18 protein-coding genes are annotated in these 22,807 nt (G+C 44.0%); 10 read left to right on the top strand and 8 right to left on the bottom strand.

All coding sequences use genetic code 11. The annotated features are described in order from the left end of the window. Positions 1-59: 59 nt before the first annotated feature. The 6 genes from prpC (at position 60) to speB (ending at position 10,175) form a co-directional block, all read left to right on the top strand. Complete coding sequence (gene prpC / locus DPF91_RS19680; RefSeq protein WP_117236147.1) at positions 60-1,202, top strand: bifunctional 2-methylcitrate synthase/citrate synthase; 1,143 nt, start codon at positions 60-62, stop codon at positions 1,200-1,202. A 27-nt stretch (positions 1,203-1,229) separates the two neighbouring features. After that, positions 1,230-3,839 (top strand): Fe/S-dependent 2-methylisocitrate dehydratase AcnD, encoded by a 2,610-nt coding sequence (gene acnD / locus DPF91_RS19675; RefSeq protein WP_164684244.1) that lies wholly within the window; start codon positions 1,230-1,232, stop codon positions 3,837-3,839. A 38-nt stretch (positions 3,840-3,877) separates the two neighbouring features. Continuing rightward, positions 3,878-5,065: a 2-methylaconitate cis-trans isomerase PrpF gene (gene prpF / locus DPF91_RS19670; protein WP_117236146.1), complete on the top strand. Its 1,188-nt coding sequence runs from the start codon at positions 3,878-3,880 to the stop codon at positions 5,063-5,065. A gap of 50 nt (positions 5,066-5,115) precedes the next feature. Further along, positions 5,116-6,993 carry a propionyl-CoA synthetase gene (locus tag DPF91_RS19665; protein WP_164684242.1) on the top strand — a complete coding sequence of 626 codons (1,878 nt, stop codon included), beginning with the start codon at positions 5,116-5,118 and terminating at the stop codon, positions 6,991-6,993. 348 nt (positions 6,994-7,341) lie between these two features. Next, entirely contained in the window at positions 7,342-9,249 is a 1,908-nt protein-coding gene (gene speA / locus DPF91_RS19660; protein ID WP_117236144.1) for an arginine decarboxylase, read from the top strand. After that, positions 9,249-10,175 carry an agmatinase gene (gene speB / locus DPF91_RS19655; protein ID WP_117236143.1) on the top strand — a complete coding sequence of 309 codons (927 nt, stop codon included), beginning with the start codon at positions 9,249-9,251 and terminating at the stop codon, positions 10,173-10,175. The genes speA and speB overlap by 1 nt, the downstream gene beginning before the upstream one ends. Before the next feature lie 69 nt (positions 10,176-10,244). On the opposite strand, the gene DPF91_RS19650 is transcribed toward speB, so the two are convergent. The 3 genes from DPF91_RS19650 to DPF91_RS19640 all read right to left on the bottom strand — a co-directional run bounded on the left by DPF91_RS19650 (position 10,245) and on the right by DPF91_RS19640 (position 13,566). Next, the gene (locus DPF91_RS19650) at positions 10,245-11,402 is read right to left on the bottom strand and encodes a D-alanyl-D-alanine carboxypeptidase family protein (RefSeq protein ID WP_117236142.1); all 1,158 of its coding nucleotides are present in this window, start codon (positions 11,400-11,402) and stop codon (positions 10,245-10,247) included. A 132-nt stretch (positions 11,403-11,534) separates the two neighbouring features. Continuing rightward, complete coding sequence (locus DPF91_RS19645) at positions 11,535-11,858, bottom strand: hypothetical protein (RefSeq protein WP_117236141.1); 324 nt, start codon at positions 11,856-11,858, stop codon at positions 11,535-11,537. A gap of 13 nt (positions 11,859-11,871) precedes the next feature. Then, positions 11,872-13,566: a response regulator gene (locus DPF91_RS19640; RefSeq protein WP_117236140.1), complete on the bottom strand. Its 1,695-nt coding sequence runs from the start codon at positions 13,564-13,566 to the stop codon at positions 11,872-11,874. A 304-nt stretch (positions 13,567-13,870) separates the two neighbouring features. Here DPF91_RS19640 and DPF91_RS19635 point away from each other — a divergent pair, with 304 nt between their 5' ends. Then, entirely contained in the window at positions 13,871-14,428 is a 558-nt protein-coding gene (locus DPF91_RS19635) for a hypothetical protein (protein ID WP_117236139.1), read from the top strand. Between the two features lie 136 nt (positions 14,429-14,564). Further along, positions 14,565-16,544: a sensor domain-containing phosphodiesterase gene (locus tag DPF91_RS19630; protein ID WP_117236138.1), complete on the top strand. Its 1,980-nt coding sequence runs from the start codon at positions 14,565-14,567 to the stop codon at positions 16,542-16,544. 4 nt (positions 16,545-16,548) lie between these two features. Here DPF91_RS19630 and DPF91_RS19625 read toward each other — a convergent pair whose 3' ends face one another. After that, positions 16,549-16,908, bottom strand: coding sequence for a hypothetical protein (locus DPF91_RS19625; protein WP_117236137.1), 360 nt, complete (start codon positions 16,906-16,908; stop codon positions 16,549-16,551). Between the two features lie 310 nt (positions 16,909-17,218). Between DPF91_RS19625 and DPF91_RS19620 the strand changes: the two genes are divergently transcribed. Continuing rightward, positions 17,219-18,037, top strand: coding sequence for a GGDEF domain-containing protein (locus tag DPF91_RS19620; RefSeq protein WP_117236136.1), 819 nt, complete (start codon positions 17,219-17,221; stop codon positions 18,035-18,037). On the opposite strand, the gene DPF91_RS19615 is transcribed toward DPF91_RS19620, so the two are convergent. The 3 genes from DPF91_RS19615 to DPF91_RS19605 form a co-directional block, all read right to left on the bottom strand. Further along, on the bottom strand, positions 18,034-18,915 hold the full coding sequence (locus tag DPF91_RS19615; protein ID WP_164684241.1) for a response regulator: 882 nt from the start codon (positions 18,913-18,915) through the stop codon (positions 18,034-18,036). The two genes, DPF91_RS19620 and DPF91_RS19615, sit on opposite strands and share 4 nt — an antisense overlap. A gap of 14 nt (positions 18,916-18,929) precedes the next feature. Then, positions 18,930-20,405 carry a sensor histidine kinase gene (locus DPF91_RS19610; protein WP_277392960.1) on the bottom strand — a complete coding sequence of 492 codons (1,476 nt, stop codon included), beginning with the start codon at positions 20,403-20,405 and terminating at the stop codon, positions 18,930-18,932. 336 nt (positions 20,406-20,741) lie between these two features. Further along, positions 20,742-21,620, bottom strand: coding sequence for a sigma-70 family RNA polymerase sigma factor (locus DPF91_RS19605; RefSeq protein ID WP_117236133.1), 879 nt, complete (start codon positions 21,618-21,620; stop codon positions 20,742-20,744). A gap of 488 nt (positions 21,621-22,108) precedes the next feature. On the opposite strand from DPF91_RS19605, the gene DPF91_RS19600 reads away from it, so the two are divergent. Then, positions 22,109-22,495, top strand: coding sequence for a hypothetical protein (locus DPF91_RS19600; protein ID WP_117236132.1), 387 nt, complete (start codon positions 22,109-22,111; stop codon positions 22,493-22,495). Between the two features lie 74 nt (positions 22,496-22,569). On the opposite strand, the gene DPF91_RS19595 is transcribed toward DPF91_RS19600, so the two are convergent. Beyond that, positions 22,570-22,807, bottom strand: a 238-nt coding sequence (locus DPF91_RS19595; protein ID WP_164684205.1) for a transposase, incomplete at its 5' end; no start/stop codon positions are given.

Below are 22,807 nucleotides of genomic sequence, written 5' to 3'. Positions count from 1 at the left end.
GAGCCTGATTCAAAAGAGATCAGTAATAGAGCCAAATCAGACAGAAAAGGAGTTCAACAATGCCTCATTCTGTAGAAAAGAAAGCTGAGATAGGTGGCGCAGGTCTACGTGGTCAAAGCGCTGGAAGCACCGCTTTATGTACGGTCGGTAAAACGGGGACGGGTCTAACATATCGTGGTTATGATATTACTGATCTGGCCAATCATGCTCAATTTGAAGAGGTCGCGCACTTATTGTTACGCGGTCACCTGCCTAACACGCAAGAGCTTGATGCTTATAAGACCCATCTGCTCAGCCTACGTGGCTTACCAGCAGAACTTAAACAAGCGTTAGAGCTTATTCCTGCTGATGCCCATCCAATGGATGTTATGCGTACAGGTTGCTCCATGCTGGGTAACTTAGAGCAAGAAATGGACTTCGAACAACAGCTTCATGCTACTGAGCGAATGCTGGCGCTTTTCCCAGCCATCATTTGTTACTGGTATCGCTTCAGCCACGATGGCGTGCGAATCAAAACTCATGATAACAGCGAAGACTGCATTGGTGGCTACTTCCTAAAGCTGCTTACCGATAAAGCACCAAGCGAAACGCACAAAAAGGTGATGCACTGTTCTTTAATTCTTTATGCAGAGCATGAGTTTAATGCCTCAACATTCGCTGCGCGCGTATGTGCTTCGACACTTTCGGATCTTCATTCTTGTATCACGGCAGCGATTGGCACGTTGCGTGGTCCTCTTCATGGTGGAGCTAACGAAGCGGCGATGGAGATGATTCAAGATTGGCAAACGCCAGATGAAGCAGAAGCCAACATTCTGCAGATGCTAGAGAACAAAGATAAAATCATGGGCTTTGGTCACGCGATCTACCGCGAAAGTGACCCACGAAATGCAGTGATTAAATGCTGGTCAGAAACGCTATCGAAAGAGGTGGGTGATACGCATCTTTACGCCGTCTCTGAGCGCGTGGAATCCGTCATGAAGCGCGAGAAAGGTTTGTTCTGTAATGCTGACTTCTTCCATGCTTCGGCGTACCACTTCATGGATATTCCAACCAAATTGTTTACGCCAATCTTTGTAATGAGCCGACTGACAGGTTGGGCGGCGCACGTGTATGAACAACGTGCTAACAACCGAATCATTCGTCCAAGTGCGGATTATACCGGACCGGATCATCAAGACTGGGTGCCTATCGAGCAACGATAGTAATGCAGATGGAATGGAATCAAGTTTATGAGCATAACCTCAAATATAAATACGTTATATCGCAAGCCTCTTCCAGGCACTCAACTCGATTACTTTGATACTCGAGAAGCGGTTAATGATATATCACCGGGAGCCTATGAAAAGCTCCCATACACCTCACGCGTTTTAGCTGAGCAGTTGGTTCGTCGCTGCGATCCAAGTACGCTCACTGATAGCTTAAAGCAGTTGATTGAACGCAAGCGTGACCTTGATTTTCCTTGGTATCCGGCGCGCGTGGTTTGTCATGACATTCTTGGACAAACTGCCTTAGTCGACCTTGCGGGTTTGCGTGATGCGATTGCCGAGCAAGGCGGTGACCCAGCGAAAGTAAACCCAGTGGTTGAAACGCAATTGATTGTCGACCATTCACTGGCAGTTGAACACGCAGGCTTTGATCCAGAGGCGTTTGAGAAAAACCGCGCGATAGAAGAGCGTAGAAACGAAGACCGATTCCATTTTATTGAATGGTGTAAAACGGCGTTTGAAAACGTCAGTGTTATTCCTGCGGGTAACGGCATCATGCACCAAATCAACTTGGAGAAGATGTCTCCAGTTGTGCAAGCCAAGCAAGGCATTGCTTACCCAGATACCTGTGTCGGCACAGACAGTCACACACCTCACGTTGATTCTCTTGGCGTTATTGCGATTGGTGTCGGCGGTTTAGAGGCGGAGACGGTTATGCTTGGTCGTCCGTCGATGATGCGTCTGCCAGACATTGTTGGCGTGAAGCTGACTGGAAAGCGTCAACCGGGTATTACCGCCACCGATATCGTGCTGGCGATTACCGAGTTCCTACGATATCAACGCGTGGTTTCATCCTATCTCGAGTTCTTTGGTGAAGGGGCGAAAGACCTAACCATTGGCGACCGTGCGACCATCTCAAACATGACACCAGAATACGGCGCAACCGCTGGGATGTTCTACATTGATGAGCAGACCATTAATTACCTCAAACTGACGGGGCGTGACGAACAACAGGTCGACTTGGTCGAGAAGTACGCCAAGCAAACTGGTCTATGGGCTGATGATTTAGACACGGCCGTTTACGAACGTGTGCTTGAGTTTGATTTGTCCCAAGTCGGCCGCAATCTGGCTGGTCCATCTAATCCTCACCGTCGTTTGCCTACTTCAGAGCTTGCTGAGCGCGGCGTTTCTGGCGAGTGGCAAGAAAAAGAAGGCGAGCTTCCAGATGGGGCGGTGATCATCGCGGCGATTACTTCTTGTACCAACACCAGTAACCCAAGAAACGTTGTGGCAGCGGGTTTGGTTGCTAAGAAAGCGAATGAGCTTGGCTTGGTACGCAAACCTTGGGTGAAGTCTTCATTTGCTCCGGGTTCTAAAGTGGCACGACTCTACCTTGAAGAGTCTGGCTTACTCCCTGAACTAGAAAAGCTTGGTTTTGGTATCGTCGCTTATGCGTGTACAACCTGTAACGGTATGAGTGGTGCACTTGACCCAAAAATCCAACAAGCAATCATCGACCGAGATCTGTATTCAACGGCGGTACTTTCTGGTAACCGCAACTTTGATGGTCGAATTCATCCTTACGCAAAACAAGCATTTTTAGCATCGCCACCTTTGGTCGTTGCTTACGCGTTAGCCGGTACGATTCGTTTTGATATCGAACGTGACTCTTTAGGCACAGACAAAGATAGCAAGCCGGTTTATCTCAACGACTTATGGCCAACGGATGAAGAAATTGATGCTGTGGTGGGTGAATACGTTAAGCCAGAGCAGTTTAATCAAGTCTACATTCAAATGTTCAAACTGAATGATGAGGCTCGTAACCCGAATCCGCTCTACGATTGGCGCCCGATGAGCACGTATATCCGTCGACCTCCTTACTGGCAAAAAGAGGGGGAAGGTGCTTTAGCGGGTGAGCGAACTCTAGCTTCAATGCGTCCTCTCGCCGTTCTAGGTGACAACATTACAACCGACCATTTGTCGCCGTCGAACGCAATTTTGGCAAGCAGCGCCGCAGGTGAATACCTCGCGAAGATGGGTGTACCAGAAGAAGATTTTAACTCATACGCGACTCACCGAGGCGATCACTTAACCGCGCAGCGCGCCACTTTCGCTAATCCAAAACTGTTCAACGAAATGGTCAAGGAAAATGGCGAAGTCGTGCAAGGATCGTTAGCGAGAGTCGAACCTGAAGGCAAAGTGACACGCATGTGGGAAGCGATTGAGACTTACATGAATCGCAAGCAACCGCTTATCGTGGTCGCAGGTGCGGATTATGGTCAAGGATCGTCGCGAGATTGGGCGGCGAAAGGCGTTCGCTTGGCGGGTGTAGAAGCCATTGTCGCTGAAGGGTTTGAGCGTATTCACCGTACCAACTTAGTCGGAATGGGCGTACTTCCTCTGCAATTTAAAGATGGCGTGAACCGAAAGACGCTCGAATTAGATGGCACTGAACTTTATGACGTTATCGGCGATATCACTCCCGGCGTTGACTTGGCGTTGGTCATCACACGTGCAAATGGTGAAAAGATCGATGTGCCGGTGACTTGTCGACTCGATACCGAAGATGAAGTTCATGTGTATAAAGCGGGCGGTGTGTTACAGCGCTTTGCTCAAGACTTCCTTTCGCAATAGTTAGCTCAATAAAAAATAGCGCAATAACGGAGCAAGATATGGATAGCAAGATGCAAAGCCAAATCAAAGTCCCGGCGACTTACATGCGCGGCGGTACGAGCAAAGGTGTGTTCTTCAACCTTGAAGACTTGCCACAACCAGCGCAAGTCGCAGGCGAGGCAAGAGACAAACTGCTACTTCGTGTGGTTGGCAGTCCAGATCCGTACGCTAAACAAATTGATGGCATGGGCGGCGCAACTTCCAGCACCAGTAAAACTGTGATTGCGTCGCGTAGTCAGCGAGCCGATCACGACGTTGATTACCTGTTCGGGCAAGTATCGATAGATAAGCCGTTTGTCGATTGGAGTGGTAACTGTGGCAATCTTTCTGCTGCAGTCGGACCTTTCGCCATTCATGCAGGGTTGATCGACGAAGATCGTATTCTCGAAAACGGCATCGTTACTGTTCGCGTATGGCAGGTAAATATTGGAAAAACCATTTTGATTCATGTGCCGATCGCAAATGGTTTCGTTCAAGAAACTGGGGAATTTGAGCTTGATGGTGTGACGTTCCCCGCGGCAGAAATCCAAGTTGATTTTGTCGACCCTACTGATGGCGAAGGCAGCATGTTTCCGACGGGCAATCTAGTAGACGATTTGGTCGTACCGGATGTTGGGACTTTCAATGCCACCTTCATCAACGCTGGTATACCGACGATCTTCATAGATGCAGAAGCACTTGGCTACCAAGGTACCGAGCTTCAAGATGACATCAATAACGACGAATCTGCACTTGCGAGGTTTGAATCTATTCGTGCTCATGGTGCGTTAAAAATGGGTCTTATTGATTCGCTCGAAGAGGCTCAAACACGTCAACACACGCCTAAGATTGCGTTTGTTTCTCAACCTAAATCCTATTTATCGTCGAGTGGTAAAACTGTAGAAGCAGGTGAGGTCGATATTCTCGTCCGAGCGTTATCTATGGGCAAACTTCACCATGCCATGATGGGAACTGCAGCGGTCGCCATTGCCTCCGCGGCATGCGTCCCAGGGACTTTAGTCAACTTAGCGGCTGGTGGCGGAGAGAAAGAATCAGTGACGTTTGGGCATCCATCAGGGACGCTTAAGGTGGGGGCAAAAGCCAAACAAACAGAACAAGGTTGGGTGGTTGAGAAAGCCATCATGAGCCGCAGCGCGAGAATACTGATGGAGGGCTTTGTGCGTGTTCCCTCCAATGTCTTTGAATAACACAATTGCATGGTAGTGATGCAATGTCAGGACATACTGGAGGAAGCAATATGTCTGCATATCAAAAAGAATACCTTTGGGCACAAAATGAACCGGAAAACTTTTGGCGTGCTCAAGCTGAAAACATCGAGTGGTTTGAAGTGCCAAACACCATCTTACAAGCTGATGAACATGGCATTGAGCGCTGGTTCCCTGATGGCGTGTTGAACACGTCATGGCTCGCGTTGGACTATCATTGTGAGCAAGGCAGAGGCGATAAAACTGCTTTGATTTATGACTCACCAGTGACGGGTCAAAAACAAACGTACAGCTATCAAGCACTGCGTGACCAAGTGGCAAAGATCGCGGGCATGCTTTCCAATCAAGGCGTAACCAAAGGCGATCGTGTCGTCATCTACATGCCGATGATCCCAGAAGCAGCAATGGCGATGCTGGCGTGTGCTCGATTGGGTGCGATTCATTCGGTCGTATTTGGCGGTTTTGCCCCGAATGAGTTAGCAGTTCGAATCGAAGATGCGGAACCCAAAGTCATCATGTCGGCATCTTGTGGCATCGAAATCAATAAGGTGATTCCATACAAACCAATGGTCGACAAAGCCATTATGGACAGTCGTTGGAAACCAGAGAAAGTCTTTGTTCTTCAGCGCCCACAGTGTGAAGCCGAACTTAGTCTTGAGCGTGATTTAGATTGGCAGCAAGAATACGCGCAGGCTTTGCCTCATGCGTGTGTCCCAATACTTGCGACAGATCCTCTTTATATCCTGTATACCTCTGGCACAACAGGTAAACCGAAAGGCGTGGTGCGTGACAATGGTGGTCATGCCGTAGCGATGAAGTATTCCATGACCTCAATATACAACGTGCCTCAAGATGGTGTGTTTTGGGCCGCGTCAGATGTAGGTTGGGTTGTTGGCCATTCCTATATTGTGTATGCACCGTTAATCCATGGTTGTGCGACCATCCTTTATGAAGGCAAGCCTGTTAGAACCCCTAATCCAGGTGCGTTCTGGCGTGTTTGTGAGGAGTACAAAGTCGACGTACTGTTCTCTGCGCCAACGGCTTTCCGTGCTGTTAAAAAAGAAGACCCAGAGGGCGAGTTCATCAAGCAATATGATCTATCAAAACTGCACTCTATCTTTATGGCAGGAGAAAGACTTGATCCACCGACTTTGGAGTGGGTAGAGAGCAAAGTCGATAAACCGGTGATTGACCACTGGTGGCAAACCGAAACGGGGTGGGCAATTGCGGGCAACCCAACGGGCATTGAGATGATACCGGTGAAAGCAGGCTCTGCCACTAAACCGATACCGGGTTATCAGGTGGAGATCTTGAATGAGTTAGGAGAGACCGCGTCAGCTAATCAACAAGGGTTCGTTGCATTGAAGCGTCCGCTTCCGCCAAGTTGTTTACCGACGATATGGCGTAATCATGATCGCTTTGAAACCGGATATCTAAGCCAGTTTCCGGGCTACTACGTTTCGGGTGATGGTGGTTATCTGGATGAAGATGGCTACTTGTTCATCATGGGGCGTATCGATGATGTGATTAATGTGGCTGGTCACCGTCTGTCTACTGGTGAGATGGAAGAAATCGTAGGTGGTCACCCTGCGATTGCGGAATGCGCGGTAGTAGGCGTGCACGATGATATTAAAGGGCAGTTGCCACTTGGCTTTGTGGTACTCAAAGATGGGGTCAATGTCGACGACCTTGAACTTGAAGGCGAACTGGTCAATAAAGTTCGCTCTGAGATTGGCGCGGTTGCGTGTTTTAAACACGCGAAAGTGGTCGATAGATTACCTAAAACCCGTTCAGGGAAAATCTTACGTCGAACTATCAGACAGATTGCCGATGGTGAGCAGTATGTAGTGCCTTCTACCATTGATGACCCAACCAGTCTTGCCGAAATAGAAAGAGTCCTGAGTAAGTAACCGAGTCTATTTAGTTGATTCATTGAGCAGCCTCGTGCTGCTCTTTTCTTTTTGACCTAAAACGTTGTCTGCTTGCGGTCGTGTTTCTGAGCCACTGGTTTATTTCGATCCAACTTTTTTTATGTTTCGTATACTTACTTTGCGTTGTTGTGTTCCCTGTCGTTAAGAGGACCAGTTTTATTTGTCGTGACGAATAAAAGTTTCAATTGGACTCCTTGATAACATTATTAGTTAATGCGGCCAACATATCGCGCAGCAGCGTTGAATGTTAGGTGTTGCCCCTTTGATTTTTAGGGGTTTTCTTATGCTGGCCTGTGATTTATTTACAAAGAGCAAGAGGCTATCGATTTGAAACAGTCAGGCAATTTAGAGCGCGTTCGCGCTGAGTACAATGTAAAGCACTGGAGCCAAGGCTTCTACGGCATCAACGATGATGGCGAAGTGTATGTTTCCCCTAGTGAGCACCAACATCAAGTGCCGCTGAGTCACATCGTCGGTCAATTACAACAACGAAACATTGGCCTGCCAGCGTTGGTTCGTTTCCCTCAAATCGTTCATCAACGCGTGCACAACATTTGTAATGCGTTTAACCAAGCGATTGAAGAGTACGAGTACGACAATCGCTATCTTCTCGTCTACCCAATTAAAGTTAACCAACAAAAAGAAGTAGTAGATGAGATCTTAGAGAGCCAAGCAAAACTCGAACAAAAACAACTGGGTCTTGAAGCGGGCAGTAAACCAGAACTGCTTGCCGTACTCGCATTGGCTCAAAAGGCGAGTTCGGTCATCGTGTGTAACGGTTACAAAGACCGGGAATACATTCGTTTGGCATTAATCGGTGAGAAGCTTGGGCATAAAGTATTTATCGTATTAGAGAAGCTGTCCGAGCTCGATTTGGTGCTTGAAGAGGCGAAAGCCTTGGGCGTGAAGCCTCGTCTAGGCGTTCGTATTCGTCTTGCATCTCAAGGAGCAGGCAAGTGGCAAGCAAGTGGTGGTGAAAAGTCCAAGTTCGGTTTGGCGGCTTCTCAGGTATTAACCGTCATTAATCGTCTCAAAGCTGAAGGCCAGCTCGATGCGTTGGAGCTGGTGCACTTCCACCTAGGTTCTCAAATGGCAAACATTCGTGACGTACGCAACGGGGTAAGTGAAGCTGCACGCTTTTATTGTGAGCTAAGAGATATTGGCGCTGAGCTTAAGTACGTCGATGTTGGTGGCGGCTTAGCCGTCGATTACGATGGCACGCGTAGTCAATCATCTAACTCGATGAATTACGGTTTGCTGGAATATGCACGTAACATCGTGACGACCATTGGAGATGTTTGTCTGCAATACGAGCAGCCGATGCCAGTGATTATTTCTGAATCGGGTCGCTCTTTGACTGCGCACCATGCGGTATTGATCACCAATGTTATTGGTACCGAAAGCTATGCGCCGAGTGAAGTTACCGCTCCTGATGAAGACTCACCGCTTGTGCTGCAGAACATGTGGGACAACTTCCTAGCACTGCGTGATGGCAATGACGATAGAGCGCTGATTGAAATTTACAATGGCACACAAAACGACTTGGCAGAGGTACATAATCAGTTCGCAGCAGGCATGGTGAACCTTCATCACAGAGCGTGGGCGGAAGAGATGTCTTTGCGTATTAACTACGAATTGAGTTTGCGCATGAGTACCAAAAACCGCTATCACCGGCCGATTCTTGATGAACTGAGTGAGCGTTTAGCAGACAAGTTCTTTGTGAACTTCTCTTTGTTCCAATCACTACCTGATGCATGGGGTATCGACCAAGTGTTCCCTGTACTGCCGTTGAGTGGTTTAGATAATGCTGATGAGCGTCGAGCAGTTGTATTGGATATTACCTGTGATTCTGATGGCACCATTGACCAATACGTCGATGGTCAAGGGATTGAAACGACGTTACCAGTCCCAGCATGGAATCCAGATGAGCCGTATTTGATGGGGTTCTTCTTGGTGGGAGCCTATCAAGAAATTTTGGGAGATATGCATAACCTGTTTGGGGATACCCACAGTGTGGTAGTCAATGTTGATGAGAACGGTGAGTCTCAAATCAACTTCATCAATGAAGGCGACACAGTAGAAGACATGATGCGCTACGTGCATATCGACGTGGACTCAATTCGTCAACACTATCGCGATATGGTGACAGACAAAGTCCCAGATGAAGAACAAGAGAACGTGTTGCAAGAACTCGAACAAGGCTTGCAAGGTTATACCTATTTAGAGGATTTTTGATGAACGACCTTTTCACTAAAACGGATTATTCATTGTATTCCAATGCGATGACGTTTATGAGGCGCCCGCTGGTGCAAAACCCCGTTGATGCTGAAGCCGATATCGTCGTTCTCGGTGCGCCGTTCGATATGGCAACGTCTGGACGTGCGGGTGCGAGAATGGGTCCTGATGCGATTCGTCGTGCCTCAGTAAACCTATCGTGGGAGAGCAAGAAGTTTCCTTGGGACTTCAATGTTTTCGAACATACTAAGGTGATTGATGCGGGTGACTTGGTCTTTGACACGGGGGATGCTGAAGACCTAACACAGCGCCTTGAAGCGGCTTGTGATGCGATTCTAGCAAGCGGCAAAACAATGCTTGGGTTAGGTGGAGATCACTTTGTGACCTTGCCAATCTTGCGCTCGTACCATAAGAAGTATGGTGAAATGGCATTGATTCACTTTGATGCTCATACCGATACCTATGCGCAAGGCAGTCGCTTTGACCACGGAACCATGTTCTACCACGCACCAAATGAAGGGCTGATTTCAGCTGAGCATTCGGTTCAAATTGGTATTCGTACTGAGTACACGAGAGAAGGGCATGGTTTCAACGTCATTGACGCGATGCAAGCCAACGATATGAGCGTTGATGAGATTATCGCTAGTATCAAAAAAACGATAGGGAACAAACCTGTGTACCTAACGTTTGATATTGATTGTCTCGATCCTGCTTTCGCTCCAGGGACGGGTACACCCGTTTGTGGTGGCTTGAACACCGACAAGATTCTGAAGGTCATCCGTGGCCTACAAGGCGTGAATATTGTGGGCATGGACGTTGTGGAAGTGTCTCCAGCGTATGACCAAAGTGATATCACTGCTTTAGCTGGAGCGACTATCGCGCTGGAGCTGCTTTATGTTTGGACCGCGAATCGTTTCAATAAGTAACTTTTAGAAGCCTAGAAGTAAAAAATGGTCAGCATTGCTGACCATTTTTGCAAGACATAAATTTTCGTACTAGACGAACAGCAACTTAATCCAGTCTAACAACTGCTTGAAAATGCCGCCTTTTTCCACGTCGGCTAACGCAATTAAGTCTGCACTTTTAATGACTTCGCCACTGCGATCTAGGTAGTCAACGGTACCCAGAACTTGCCCTTTTGAAATCGGGGCTTTGAGTGTTGAATTCACATTCGCTTCAGCTTGAATATGTGCTCGTTCACCGCGTGTCGTAGTAATGTAGATAGGTTCGCTCAGGCCAAGTGCGACTTGATTTTCACTGCCCATATACAAGCGTTGTTCAATGACTGTTTCATTCATCTGATGTGGTTTAACAGTATCGAAGAATCTGAAGCCGTAGTTCAACAATGCTTTAGACTCAGCGGCTCGAGAGTTAGTACTGTTTGAGCCCATAACTACCGAGATTAAGCGCATATCACCTTGAGTGGCAGAGGTAACGAGACTATAGCCTGCACCAGAGGTGTAGCCTGTTTTCAGTCCGTCTACATTGATCGATCTATCGTGAAGGAGTCGGTTACGGTTGTTTTGTGTGATGCCGTTATAAGAGAATGACGTTTCGCTATAGATAGGGTAAAGATCTGGTAAATCGCGAATCAATGCTTGGCTTAGCTTTGCGATATCGTAAGGGGTAGAGGCTTGGTTTGGCGTATCTAATCCGTGTGAGTTTTCAAAGTAAGTATTGTTTAACTCAAGCTTTTTCGCCCATGCATTCATCAAGTCAACGAAAGACTGCTCTGATGAAGCAACGTGTTCCGCAATCGCTACCGATGCGTCATTTCCCGATTGAACAATCAGACCACGAAATAGGTCAGACATTTCAACCGTTTTTCCCACTTCAATAAACATCTTGGAGGAGTCGGGAAAGTTTCTTGACCATGCATTTCTGCTGATCACAACTTTATCGTCCATCGCGATATTGCCTGATTTCATTTCACGACCGGTTACGTAACTGGTCATAAGCTTGGTTAGGCTGGCTGGCTTTAGAGGCGTGTGGGCACTCTTATCAGCAATGATTTGCCCAGAGTTGTAATCGAGTAGAACATAGCCTTTAGCGGAAACGGCAGGTGCTTGCGGGACAATAGTTGGAGCAGCAGCAACACTCGCTGCAAAAGAAGCGCATAGCGCAGCAATACTAATTCTTAATTTTGAAGACATGAGAGCTCTATGAGGTGCAATGTATAAGGAGACATAAAGCTATCATGTAATCTAGGTTTAAATTTATAAAAAAGTAATGAATGACCTTAAGAAAGTGTTCGAATGTGTAACTGGTCAGTATCTCTTTTGGAACTACAGATAAGAACTGATCTCTTCCTTGATTTTATGCAGCCCAGTTACTGATAAGTTGATGTCTTCTATATTAGGCTCACAGTTCATTCTGATGTCGTTTTCAATATTTTTGAGGTGGGACGAAACGTTCTCCTCAGATAGACCAGCAAGGGTTCCATAGAGAGAGTGAGTCAGCATGTAAAGGTCATCCCATTTCTGCTTCGAGTACAGCTCTTCAATGTTCTTGTGAGCGCTATGATACTCCTCGATATACATTGATAGTATCAGATTGATCGACTCATCATCTTGCTCAAAAATTTCTCTGATTTGGTTCATATCGATCATAGTGCGGTCCTCTTTATATGGTCGAAATTGCGTTGTTGTGGTGGAGCAAAATATCTCTCGACATGGTGTCTTTGAGAATAAACTGGCTTTGGTCGCACGGCTTAGCCAGTTCTGGCTTGTCTCTTACCAGTTTGCTCAATGTAATGTCTCTTTCTCTCGACAAGCTGTCCGTTAAACTAATATTTTTGACAATTCTAGAGCCTTGGTAAAACAGAAGGTCGCAGTATTGATTGGTGTTGTTTATGCAGTACTTTAAAAGCAGTAAATTCGTCTCTGAAGATATTGGGTAGGCGTTGATGGTGCTGTAAACAACATCGAAGGGAAGCTTGGCTTTGTTATCAGTTTTATGATTCATTTTTCTGACTAAGTAGGCGTACGTCATATAGTGACTTTTGATGCTGTTGATGTACTTAATGGAGTTGGTGATATATCGATTATCGAGTGAAATGGTTCCCATGCTATTGATGGTTTTCTGTGCCAGCCAGAATTCACCAATGGTCATTGCAAAAACCAGCAAGTCGAGCTTAACGATGTTCGAAAGAGAAGTTAGCTTATCAATATGCGGATAGACTTCATCCAGTAACGTTTTTTTAGCGCGAACCCATTGGCCGTTGAACATAGTAATTTTGGCTAGGGATAGAGATCTTAAAATCTTAAAGTTAGTGCTGTCCATTCCGTTCAGTTGTTGGGAAAACAGGGAAAGAGTTCGGTCGAGGTGTTTTAGGAACTGCTCTTGATTGGATCGCTGTCCCAACCTGGAAAACACAATTTCCGAAAGTCTGAGGTGAACTGCCAGCATTGCCATCCAGTCGTTATCATTTGTCGTTAAACTATTGAGAAACAGCTTTGATAACCGCATGAATTTTTCATAGTCTCCACACCGTTTAGTCACCATCAGTTCTAGATAATCTAGTGGTCTTTGAGGGACGTGTGGGTTGAGCTCAATAGCAATATCATAAGCCTTTAACGCCAAATCGTACTCGCCCTGTTGTAGATAAAGCTCAAACATGAAATCGTAGGCTTCAATATGTATGGGGTGCTCCTGTATGTATAACTTAGTGCGTTCTAGCGCCTCCTTTAGCGCTGTTTCGTTAAGTCGAAAACTCGCTTCGATCTCGAACAAAACAAGGTTAGGAATCCCTTCGCATCGATAGCAAAACGTCCGTAATCCAGCCCAATCCTTGTTCGAGCGGAAATATTGCACGATATAGTCGATAGGGCGGCTGTTTTCTCTTACCTTGTGCGTCGTTTTCCATGCTTCTCTAAGAGCACTGTTAAAATCGAAGTTGCATGAGTGCTTGTAGATCTCTTTGAAGGATCTTTGAACGACTAACAGCTCTTGTACTTTCGTTTGCAGAACTTGCTTGGAGTAAGGGGTAAGCAAGAAAGAAGCTCTATGGCCGGATATGGCGCTTAGAATGGTCGACATTTGACTGTCAGATGAGGTGAAAAGCACACTGGAATCTTTAGCGAGTAGCTTCGCCTGTTCTAGTGATTGCAGTAACTTTGTGCCACTCAACGTTTTGTCTAAGTGATAGTCAATAATCAGCAAGGCGTAATGGTACTTCTTACAAAGTCTAGAGACGTCTTGAGTGTTGAACGCTAAATCGAGATCAAAGTAACCTACCTCTTTCAACGAATGTGAAAGTAGTTCTGCTGCACTCCGACAAGGCTCTGCAATCAAAATTTTCCCTTCTTTTGAACTCATGATCACTCAATCCCTTCGATCTCTTTTCTTGTTCATTAAATTAGGAAAGGAAAATTCGAATTCAAGAAATTATTGATTCATGCATCGAGTTTACTAAGCTGCTGTAAATGACCAACACGACAGGTTGCTCAATCTAGGAGTATCAACCGTTTAATTGCAGAACATTCGAATCAATGGACCAATTGGGAGAGTGTGAAGATTAAGATACCGGTTTTATCGATTGTCGAGATTGGTTCTCACCAATAAATAATAAATACCTAGGGCAGGGTGTTGTCGCTCTAATGACGTCAGAAGGCATGCCACCATGAAAACAGTCAAAGCAGCGTTATTGGCGACAACAATCGCTTTTTCACCAATTGTAGTGAGTTGGGACCAATACCTTGACGATCCTGAGTCAGAGCTGTTCCAGGATTGGTACCCGTACACTCAAATAAGCGGCCAGTCTTTCTCAGACTCTGAAGAAAGCGGTTTGGCTAACTCGTCTGTTCAATTTTTTCCAGACCCGAGTAGTCGCTTGAACACACACCACATCTTTGATGCTCGCGTAGGTTATAACACTGATGGTCAGCAGCAGTTGTACATAGTGACAACGTATCCATGTGAAGCTACACATCGAAGCGGTGAGACTGCAGTATTGAAGGTGAATGGTCAGAACGTCAGATTCAACGCAGCTTGTAACCTGATTAACTATGCCTACTACACGATAGCAACAGCAACGGGCACCAGTTATGTGGTAAATGAGTTTAAACGCGCATCGACTGTCTCCATACATATACCGTACAAAGACACCAATAGAGGCGTACCATTTTCTGCAGCTGGCTTCACCAAGCTTTGGAACAGCTATGGCGGCGGTGCTCTTTAATATTTACAAAAAGGTTAGGAGCTATTTTGGAAAGACTAAGAGTCACCTTGCTTGCAACCGAAGTTCCTACATCACCCTCAGCACTTAGTTTTGAGGATATCGTTTTCACCACTGATGAATACAAGGATTGTGCGTTATGGTAAAAGTAGAGTGGAGTTCCTCAATGGTTCATTGGTCTTATAACCTACGAACTAGAATTGTGGATTGTGAAACCGGGCAATTTAGCATCTCTGATGCGTTCTCATTTCAAAGTTTTGTTGGAACCTTATCTACAGGGTCAAAACAGAAACTCCTCAAGTTTTTTAGAAGACATCGCCAATACTCGCAGAGTAATGAGTTTGTAACTTGCCTTATAGCCCGCTCGCAAGACATACCAACCTATTTCCGCTTTGTCGCTTGGATATCGAGTCAAGAAACTTTAGCTGGTTTTATTGAGCCGATTGCTCAATCTCACTATGTAGCAGATTCGGCGACGATCGTTGAAAGCCTCGTGAGTGACTCAAGAAAAGGGATGTTTGTTTGTGATTCTAACTGCACTGTATTAGAGGCAAACAATGCATTTCTTGAGAGTCTTAATCTCAAACCTATTGAGTGTATTGGCAAAGATATTCGTTCACTCAACTTATTAAAAAACGCCAAAAAGTTACTTGGTTCTATGCGCTCTAGCTTCCAACAAGAACAGCATTGGCTAGGGTATATCGAATATCAAAGGCGTTTAGGTGAACATGCTGTTCATGAACTTGAGATCGACAAGGTGAATTTGAGTGCCCATGAGTTTATCTATGTTGGTCGCCTCTCAATTAGCAGTCATGCGAACATCACCGAAGATAATATCTATTCTTTGGAAGACGTTCATATTTTGAGTGAACAAGAGTTTTATGCAGTAGCGCGTGACCGTGCTTCCACACAGTGCCTATCTGTACTTATGTCGCTTCAGCCTGATTTTTGCCGCTCTTCCTATATGCTGAAGCTAAGAATTCTCGCTATAGCAATGATGCATACTGATTTGAACTGGGTCGTTGGGACTAGGAACGATACTAGTTTACTGGTGTTACTTGATTCAGACTCGACCTTGTATGAAAAAGGTGGCTTTGCGAAATCCATTCGCTCATTTAAACGCACATTAAAACGTTATGTGGACGAGAGTATCTATCGGGATGTCCAAAATGGGTTTGTTGGGGCTGATGTATACGGGTTGGGTGAAAGCTCAATAGATGAAGTGATAGATCATAGTATCAAAGCGATGATGACTCATGATCGAAGAGAAGCGAATATTAATTTCTACGAACAGAGTCAGTTTGAGAACTCTGTCAGAACCAGGAAAATCGAGAAGGAAGTTATTGAAGCGGTCAGAACCAGTGATATTGATGTTCACTTCCAACCGATTGTTTCCCTCAAAACAGGGCGGATTGAGAAATTTGAAGCATTATGTCGTTTTAACACGGCTGGTGGCGATTACAGTGTTCAAGAGTTGATAAGCACAGCTGAATCACTTGGAGTGGTTCATGCGATTGATAAAATGGTATGTAGCCATGCCATTGAATTATTCAGTGAACTGGTTCCTCTCAGTACCGATAAGCTGTCGCTTTCTATTAACTGCTCATTAGCTGACCACGAGCAGGGCTCCCAGTATTTAAGTGATATGTATCGTTTGATAAATGCAGCCAAGTACCATGATTTTGATATCACCATAGAGATTACCGAGAGTAATTATTTCGGCAGTGCGGTCGAAAATTCCGCTTTGATCAATGCGATGCGACAAGCCGGCATAGGTATAGCGGTTGATGACTTTGGTACGGGCAGCTCGTCATTTAGTTACTTTAATGATTTTACCTTTGACGTGCTCAAGATTGATCGAGAGTTTATTCAAGATATCCATCTGATTAAACACAAATTCTTTGCAGTGAAGATGTTAACTGAGTTGTCTCATGCGCTTGGGATTAAAGTCGTTGCTGAGGGTGTTGAGTTAGAGGAAGAGTTAAATGTTGTGAAGGGGATAGGAGTAGATTATGTCCAAGGCTTTATTTTCTCCCGCCCACTGCCTATCAGCGAATATCAAAAAAGGGAGAACATAAATCAAGTTCTACAATACAAGGAGCTTGATATGACGGTATGAGTGCTTAATTGAGAGTGGATGCTTTTTTCTCTTCAGACAATATGAGTAGTTCTCTTATGTAATCTGACTCCTCACAGGGCTCCCAGGAATCAAGGATGCTTTTCAGCGCGTTACGGTACACCTCAGATTGCAGCAGTAAGAAAACAATCTTGTCTGTTCGCTCAAGCACTTTAGTCTGAATATCAATGTACTTCTCTTTATCTTCTATAGAGGAGGCCTTTAATTTAATCAGGGGTTCAAATCCATCTTTGAACCACACTTTTAACACCTCGATCAACTCTGATTCATGCTCGGACTTAGCGGGGTAGTGGCAAAGCTTTCTGAACGACGTTAGCTCTTCGCGATTATTTGTGTCTACACTCATTTTATATTTTTATAATTTATAAATTTGATGTCTTCATAGTATTTTTATATCCCATGCTTACAACTGTATTTCATGTTTTTGCGACAAGTATCACGAACAAACATTGTGCACATATGCAACTGGTATGCTTTGTGGTGTAAGCGTTTTCATTTTTGCTTGTTCGTTGTTACTCAAGTTTTACAAAAACCGAATAGTTAACGATTTAAACTTGAAATATCCCCTGATGTACTAACTTACTTATTGCAAGTACAAGGATTGATACTGAACCAGTATTCACTGAGATGACGCTTCTATTGGAAAGGGGTTTTGGATGAGCATGATGATAGATTCCCAAGAACATTTTGAACAAAGATTTCCTGGATATGTGATTGCCGTTGACAGCGTAGGGGCGTGTATCTACATCAATAAAACATTTTGTGACTGGATTGATAGTAATAACGTGGTTGATGGGGCGAAGGAGAACAATACTAACCAACTTGATTACACAGAGAAGCTTCAATTATTGTCAAAAAAGATGGTTAATACTTCAGCGACCAATCAATCTGGGCCCAATTCCATCGAGTTCTTTAGCAAAGAAGGTTATCTGGTGGTGAACTTCGTCAAACTAGGCAAAGATGACGATAATTATGACTATTTTGTTAGTTCGAACGAGTTCATTTCAGAAAAAAGAAACAGAACCTGTGAAGTAACTGGATTGAACAATAAATTTTCGTTTGTCGAGCATATGCAAGCATCAGTCAATTCTAATGAACACTTGATATACATTAACCTAGATGAGTTTAAATACGTCAATGATCTGTATGGGCATGTTGAAGGCAACCTAGTGCTCAAGAAGTTTGGTGATCTTATTGATAACTCTTTTAGATACGAAGACTTCATTGCAAGGCTAGGCAAAGATGAGTTCGTCATATTATGTGACAGCAAGCTATCAATGGAGTCGATATTGATGCGAATGAAAGACATCAATAAGAAGTTTCATAATGCTTATAAAGATTCCTACCCTCGACTTGGATGGAGTTGGGGAATAGCGAAGAACGATGCGAGTAATTACCAAGTGACGGTGGCGAAGGCGATGTCACAGATGCAGGAACAAAAAAATAGGAAGCGGAGCCTACTGAAAATATATTAATGTAGGCTGTTTAAATTGTATTGTAGTTGAAATGCGGATTTCATGATTTCAATACTATCAAAGCCATCATAGGGGAACTGGCTTAGTCCTGCATTGACTGTTAGTTCGCACTCTATTCCTCGCACCTGCAACTGGTAATTAATCGAGGTTATTAACCGTCCAATCAATCCCTGAGCGTCTTCGCGTGTTTGAACTGAGTTAATGATTGCCGAAAACTCTGTTTGTCCCGTCTGATAGAAAGAATCAGTAACATCTACCTGTTTTAACGTCTCTCCAGTCATTTTAATGATGTTGTGTAAGTGATTGTTAGGCATAGTGCCACTTAGCGTGAGCTTATTGTGTAGTGTGAAAGTAGCGAAGATGAACTGACTATTCGTTCTTTTTGCCCGCTCTACGGTTAACCGCAAGTCGTTATTCATTAATAACTGAGTCCCTAAGCCACTGGCGGGGTTAATGAGCTCTGTTTTTTCTATTTCTTCTTGAAGTTGACGTTTTTTTAGGTCTTGTTCTGCAGCGGTAATGCCATTTTTGATGGCTATTAGCAGTTCAGAGGGTTCATAGTGACCTTTGACGAGGTAGTCAGAGGCACCTGATTTTATGGCTTTAACAGCAATCTCTTCATTACCCTGACCGGTTAAGAAAATAATAGGTGTGATGGATGAACTTCCGAACTGTTTGATTAACGCCATTAACTTTAAACCATCGTAGTCACTCAATTGATAGTCTAACAAGATGCAGTCAAAAGATTCATTAGCGACCAAGAGCAAAGCGCTGGTTCCACTGGTCGCATAGCTTAATGATAGATGGTTTAAAGAGGACAAATCTCTACGGGTTTTTTCTTGGTCAACGCAATCATCTTCTATGATTAAAATTTTCATTAATACCTTCACCCTTACTGGAATACTGGCCATGTGAAGCTGATGAGTGTGCCCTTGGTTATCGAAGGGTTAGACGCTAGTTCAATACTTCCTTGGTACTGTTCAATTGTCCTCTTAACAATCGATAGCCCAATACCACTGCTTTCTACCTCATCGTTGGGTGTCAAGGATTGGAATAGTTCGAACACTCTATCGTGATCACGAGGATCAATGCCGGGGCCATTGTCTTCGATACTGACTCTTATATAGTTGGAATCAACTTTTTCGACGTGTATTTTTATATTATCTAAGTCTCTGCCACCATGTTTAATGGAATTACCGAGAAGGTTGGTCAGGATAAGGTGTAATGGGGTTTGTGCTGTGTTGACACATGCTATATCAATCTTGGCTTGTAGGCCTACGTTGATTTCACTAGAGGTGATAAGTACATTCCATATCTCAGCAATAAACTCAGACATGTTGATGCACGTGATATCGGCTTCTACCTGGCCCACCCGGGAATATTGAAGTAACCCATCAAGCAGTCCCTCCATTCTTTGTACTCGATTTTCTAGCAGAGCAAGGTGGCGCTTAGAGTTGAAGTCAGCAACATCTTGTAAATCCTCTGATACCCAAGAGGCGAGGTTCTTAATGGCTCTTAACGGAGCCTTGAGATCATGAGAAGCGACATACGCGAATCTTTCTAGGTCTTCATTTGAGCGTGACAGTTCATTATTTAGTGTTTCAATAGACTGCATATGTGTATAAGAGTCTGTAATATCATGAACGATACCAAAAAAGTGCTGAGGCTGTCCGTTTTCGTCGAACTCCGCTTCTAGACTGACTTGAATCCATTTCTCTTGACCATTTGGCGTGGAGATTGGATAGATAATGTCATCTATTTTGCTACCAGGACGCATCTCTAACATCTTGGCAAATATCTTAGGGTACTGCTCAACGTAATCTGGTCTAATCCAGGACATCAACTTTTCGTTAGTGATAACAGTGTCTTGTGGGTCTCGTTCAAAAATAGACCAAAGTTGGTCTGACCAAGTAATAAAGTGATCTGAGAGCCTGTAACTCCAGTGGCCGACCTTAGCAATCCCTTCGGCTTTGCGTAGTTTAATCAGAGCATGCTTTAAGCTTTTATTGGAAGCAACTTCTTGAGTTCGGTCGTCTATGAATATAAGTATCTGATTTTCTGTTGTTTCATGCGTACTATTAAGCGTCGCAGAAATTGTGGCATAAACCTTAACACCATGACGATTTATGAGTTTTAGGTTCCCTCGATAAGCTCTAAATTTTCGTTTTATAAGTTTGTCGAAGTTGCTTAATTGTGCACAACGATCTTCTAAGTGAATAAACTCATTTAACGAACGATTGATTAACTCTCTAGCTTCATACCCTAGTAACTGAGCGAGTTCCTTATTGGCTTCTTTTATTTGTAAAGACTTTGAAAGGAGTGCCATACCGACAAGACCTAAGTCGAAATATTGGCGATAGGAATGAATAGTTTTTCCTTCTTTTTCGGATGTTGAGTCAACTTTTTGCTGTTCGTCCCGAACGGCTTTGCGATTGCCACTTTCTACATGGCTACGCGTTCTTCCATGATAAACCTATCCTTTCATATTAGATACTGCTTAAGTATTGATGACATACTTGCATAATTCAATTAGACAATGTTTATATTATCCAATAGGTTGTGGTTCTATATTTTAGAGGAATTAATCTTTATAAAATAATACGACCGTTCTCTATAAAAACATGATTACTGATAAGGTTAAATATTTAAATGAAAACACCCTGTTTTAAAACAGGGTGTTTAGTACAGTTTAGAAAAATATGTACTACCAACCATCATGTGTAAGTTTGAATTTCAACTTTTTGAGCCCTTCTGTTTGTAATTGACGAACGCGCTCTTTTGATAAATTGAGTTCCTCTCCAAGATCGTTAAGCGTTTTGATATCGTGACCAAACAAACCAAATCGGCAGATAATGATTTCTTTGTACCTGTCAGGCAACTTGTGTATGACACTTTCAAGTTTTGTGATTAACTTTTTCTTTTCGCAAATCGCATTAGGATTATTGGTGTTCTCTGCTGGGATCTGCTCAAGTGGGAGTGGGGCACTCTCCACATGTTCTACCGTTGATTTTGTAGAAATGTTGCCACTGTAATCTACGAGCTCATTGACTTCTTTAACACTACGGTTGGAGTATTCTGCTAATTCAGATATAGACGGATCGCGTTCTAGGTCTTGTCTCACTTCTCGGGACTCACGAGATAGTTTGTAGATTTCCTTTTGAACATGGACAGGTAGTCTGATTGTTCGCGAGTTGTTCATGAGTGATGTTTCGATACATTCACGAATCCACCACACTGCATAAGTTGAAAACCGATATCCTAGCTCCGGGTCAAACTTTTCAATGGCCTTGATTAAGCCGATATTACCTTCCTCAATTAGGTCTAAAATGCTGTGGTTTTGTTGACCACGTTTAGCGTATTTTTTGGCGATCTTTACTACTAATCTGAGGTTTGATTCGATAAGCACATCTCGAGCAGCGATGTCGCCATCACGTGAGCGCCTTGCGTAGTATACTTCTTGTTCTGGGGTGAGTAGATCGACGCCTGTGACATCCTTGATATAGATTGCATAGGGGTCGTGTTTGAAGGAATCTGCTTGTATGTATTGTTTTGAGATCCCAACGTCGTGTGATGCTTTTTGCATAGCGGTCTCTCCGTAACCTACTGACGTATTGTATGACTCTAAGAGATAAACGATGTTATAAAACCTATCCCTTAGTTACTAACTTTAGTCTTAGGTTAGCTGAATATCAAAGTTGCGGTTTGCAAAAAATAATATCCTCTTCATTTTCTTTATGTTAAAGCGTGTTCAATTTATTAATTAATATGATTAATGGTTAGTGTTTCAGTATAAAGTGACTGTTATACAAAGATTTAGTTTTTAGAATAGCATGCACTAATATGTGGCAATTGAGTTATCGCTCACTGTTTATATAGAAATTTAGCCATAAAGTAGTAAGGTCTACTTGTCTCAACTGTGAGAAATTGTAGTTGGTCTTAGAAGTTATAATAATGTTTCCTATACTTCTATTGTAAGTAATCTATCAGTACGAATTACTAGCACGTAAATACAGTGGAATAAGGACGATAGTTTGATATAGCTGTATACAGGCCACGGTAGTGGAGAGCTCAATGTATAAATTTGTTAAACACCCTTTAGATGCGACATATACACCGTCAGTACCACCGGAAAGAGTGCTAACCTCAGAAGAAGTTCCGCCGGAGGAGCTAGAAATGCGAGAAGTGATTTCTTGTTGGTATGAAGAAGCGTTCGATTTATATGAAAAGCTGACGCAAATTGAGATTGAAAATAAAGAAGAGCTGTTGGAAGTACAAACGAATGTGTTAGAGCATCACAACAAGATTATTCTTTTATTATTGAAACGCTACGAGTACCGCGCTGCATTACAGAGAATGTTGTCAGTTTGGACCTTATCAGACAGCGCAAAAGTCGCGTTGGAGGAGCTGATTGAGCTTAGCAACGAAACGCGAAAAGGTAACATAGTCTATTCTTCATAACGAAACAGCACGCAAACAAGCGTGTTGTTTATGCATCCCCCTCGAGGCTGTAACAGATTCTGTGTATCTGCCATCTAGTTAATGTATTTTTCTAATCGTTCCTCGAACTCGATAATAAATCGACTCATAGCTTGACGCCAGTTTTGAATGGGCATTGTCCATTTCTTGCTTGCGTCTTTGATCGCTAGATACACCATCTTGGTTGCGGCCTCGTCGTTTGGGAAGATCTTACGTTTCTTGAGTGCTTTCCGTATTACGCTGTTCAGAGACTCAATCGCATTGGTGGTGTAAATGGCCCGACGGATATCTTCA

Origin of the sequence: Vibrio maerlii (genome assembly GCF_003415655.1) — a bacterium.
Classification (GTDB): Bacteria; Pseudomonadota; Gammaproteobacteria; order Enterobacterales; family Vibrionaceae; genus Vibrio; species Vibrio maerlii.
This window is presented reverse-complemented; position numbering and strand designations above follow the sequence as displayed.

Bases quoted from the DNA above. Each gene is read 5' to 3' on its own strand.
- DPF91_RS19620 (WP_117236136.1), top strand. From the start codon at position 17,219: ATGAGCATGATGATAGATTCCCAAGAACATTTTGAACAAAGATTTCCT.
- DPF91_RS19645 (WP_117236141.1), bottom strand. From the start codon at position 11,858: ATGATCGATATGAACCAAATCAGAGAAATTTTTGAGCAAGATGATGAG.
- DPF91_RS19665 (WP_164684242.1), top strand. From the start codon at position 5,116: ATGTCTGCATATCAAAAAGAATACCTTTGGGCACAAAATGAACCGGAA.
- prpC (WP_117236147.1), top strand. From the start codon at position 60: ATGCCTCATTCTGTAGAAAAGAAAGCTGAGATAGGTGGCGCAGGTCTA.
- DPF91_RS19625 (WP_117236137.1), bottom strand. From the start codon at position 16,908: ATGAGTGTAGACACAAATAATCGCGAAGAGCTAACGTCGTTCAGAAAG.
- DPF91_RS19600 (WP_117236132.1), top strand. From the start codon at position 22,109: ATGTATAAATTTGTTAAACACCCTTTAGATGCGACATATACACCGTCA.
- DPF91_RS19650 (WP_117236142.1), bottom strand. From the start codon at position 11,402: ATGTCTTCAAAATTAAGAATTAGTATTGCTGCGCTATGCGCTTCTTTT.
- acnD (WP_164684244.1), top strand. From the start codon at position 1,230: ATGAGCATAACCTCAAATATAAATACGTTATATCGCAAGCCTCTTCCA.
- DPF91_RS19640 (WP_117236140.1), bottom strand. From the start codon at position 13,566: ATGAGTTCAAAAGAAGGGAAAATTTTGATTGCAGAGCCTTGTCGGAGT.
- prpF (WP_117236146.1), top strand. From the start codon at position 3,878: ATGGATAGCAAGATGCAAAGCCAAATCAAAGTCCCGGCGACTTACATG.
- DPF91_RS19635 (WP_117236139.1), top strand. From the start codon at position 13,871: ATGAAAACAGTCAAAGCAGCGTTATTGGCGACAACAATCGCTTTTTCA.
- DPF91_RS19615 (WP_164684241.1), bottom strand. From the start codon at position 18,915: ATGAAAATTTTAATCATAGAAGATGATTGCGTTGACCAAGAAAAAACC.
- DPF91_RS19605 (WP_117236133.1), bottom strand. From the start codon at position 21,620: ATGCAAAAAGCATCACACGACGTTGGGATCTCAAAACAATACATACAA.
- DPF91_RS19630 (WP_117236138.1), top strand. From the start codon at position 14,565: ATGGTAAAAGTAGAGTGGAGTTCCTCAATGGTTCATTGGTCTTATAAC.
- speB (WP_117236143.1), top strand. From the start codon at position 9,249: ATGAACGACCTTTTCACTAAAACGGATTATTCATTGTATTCCAATGCG.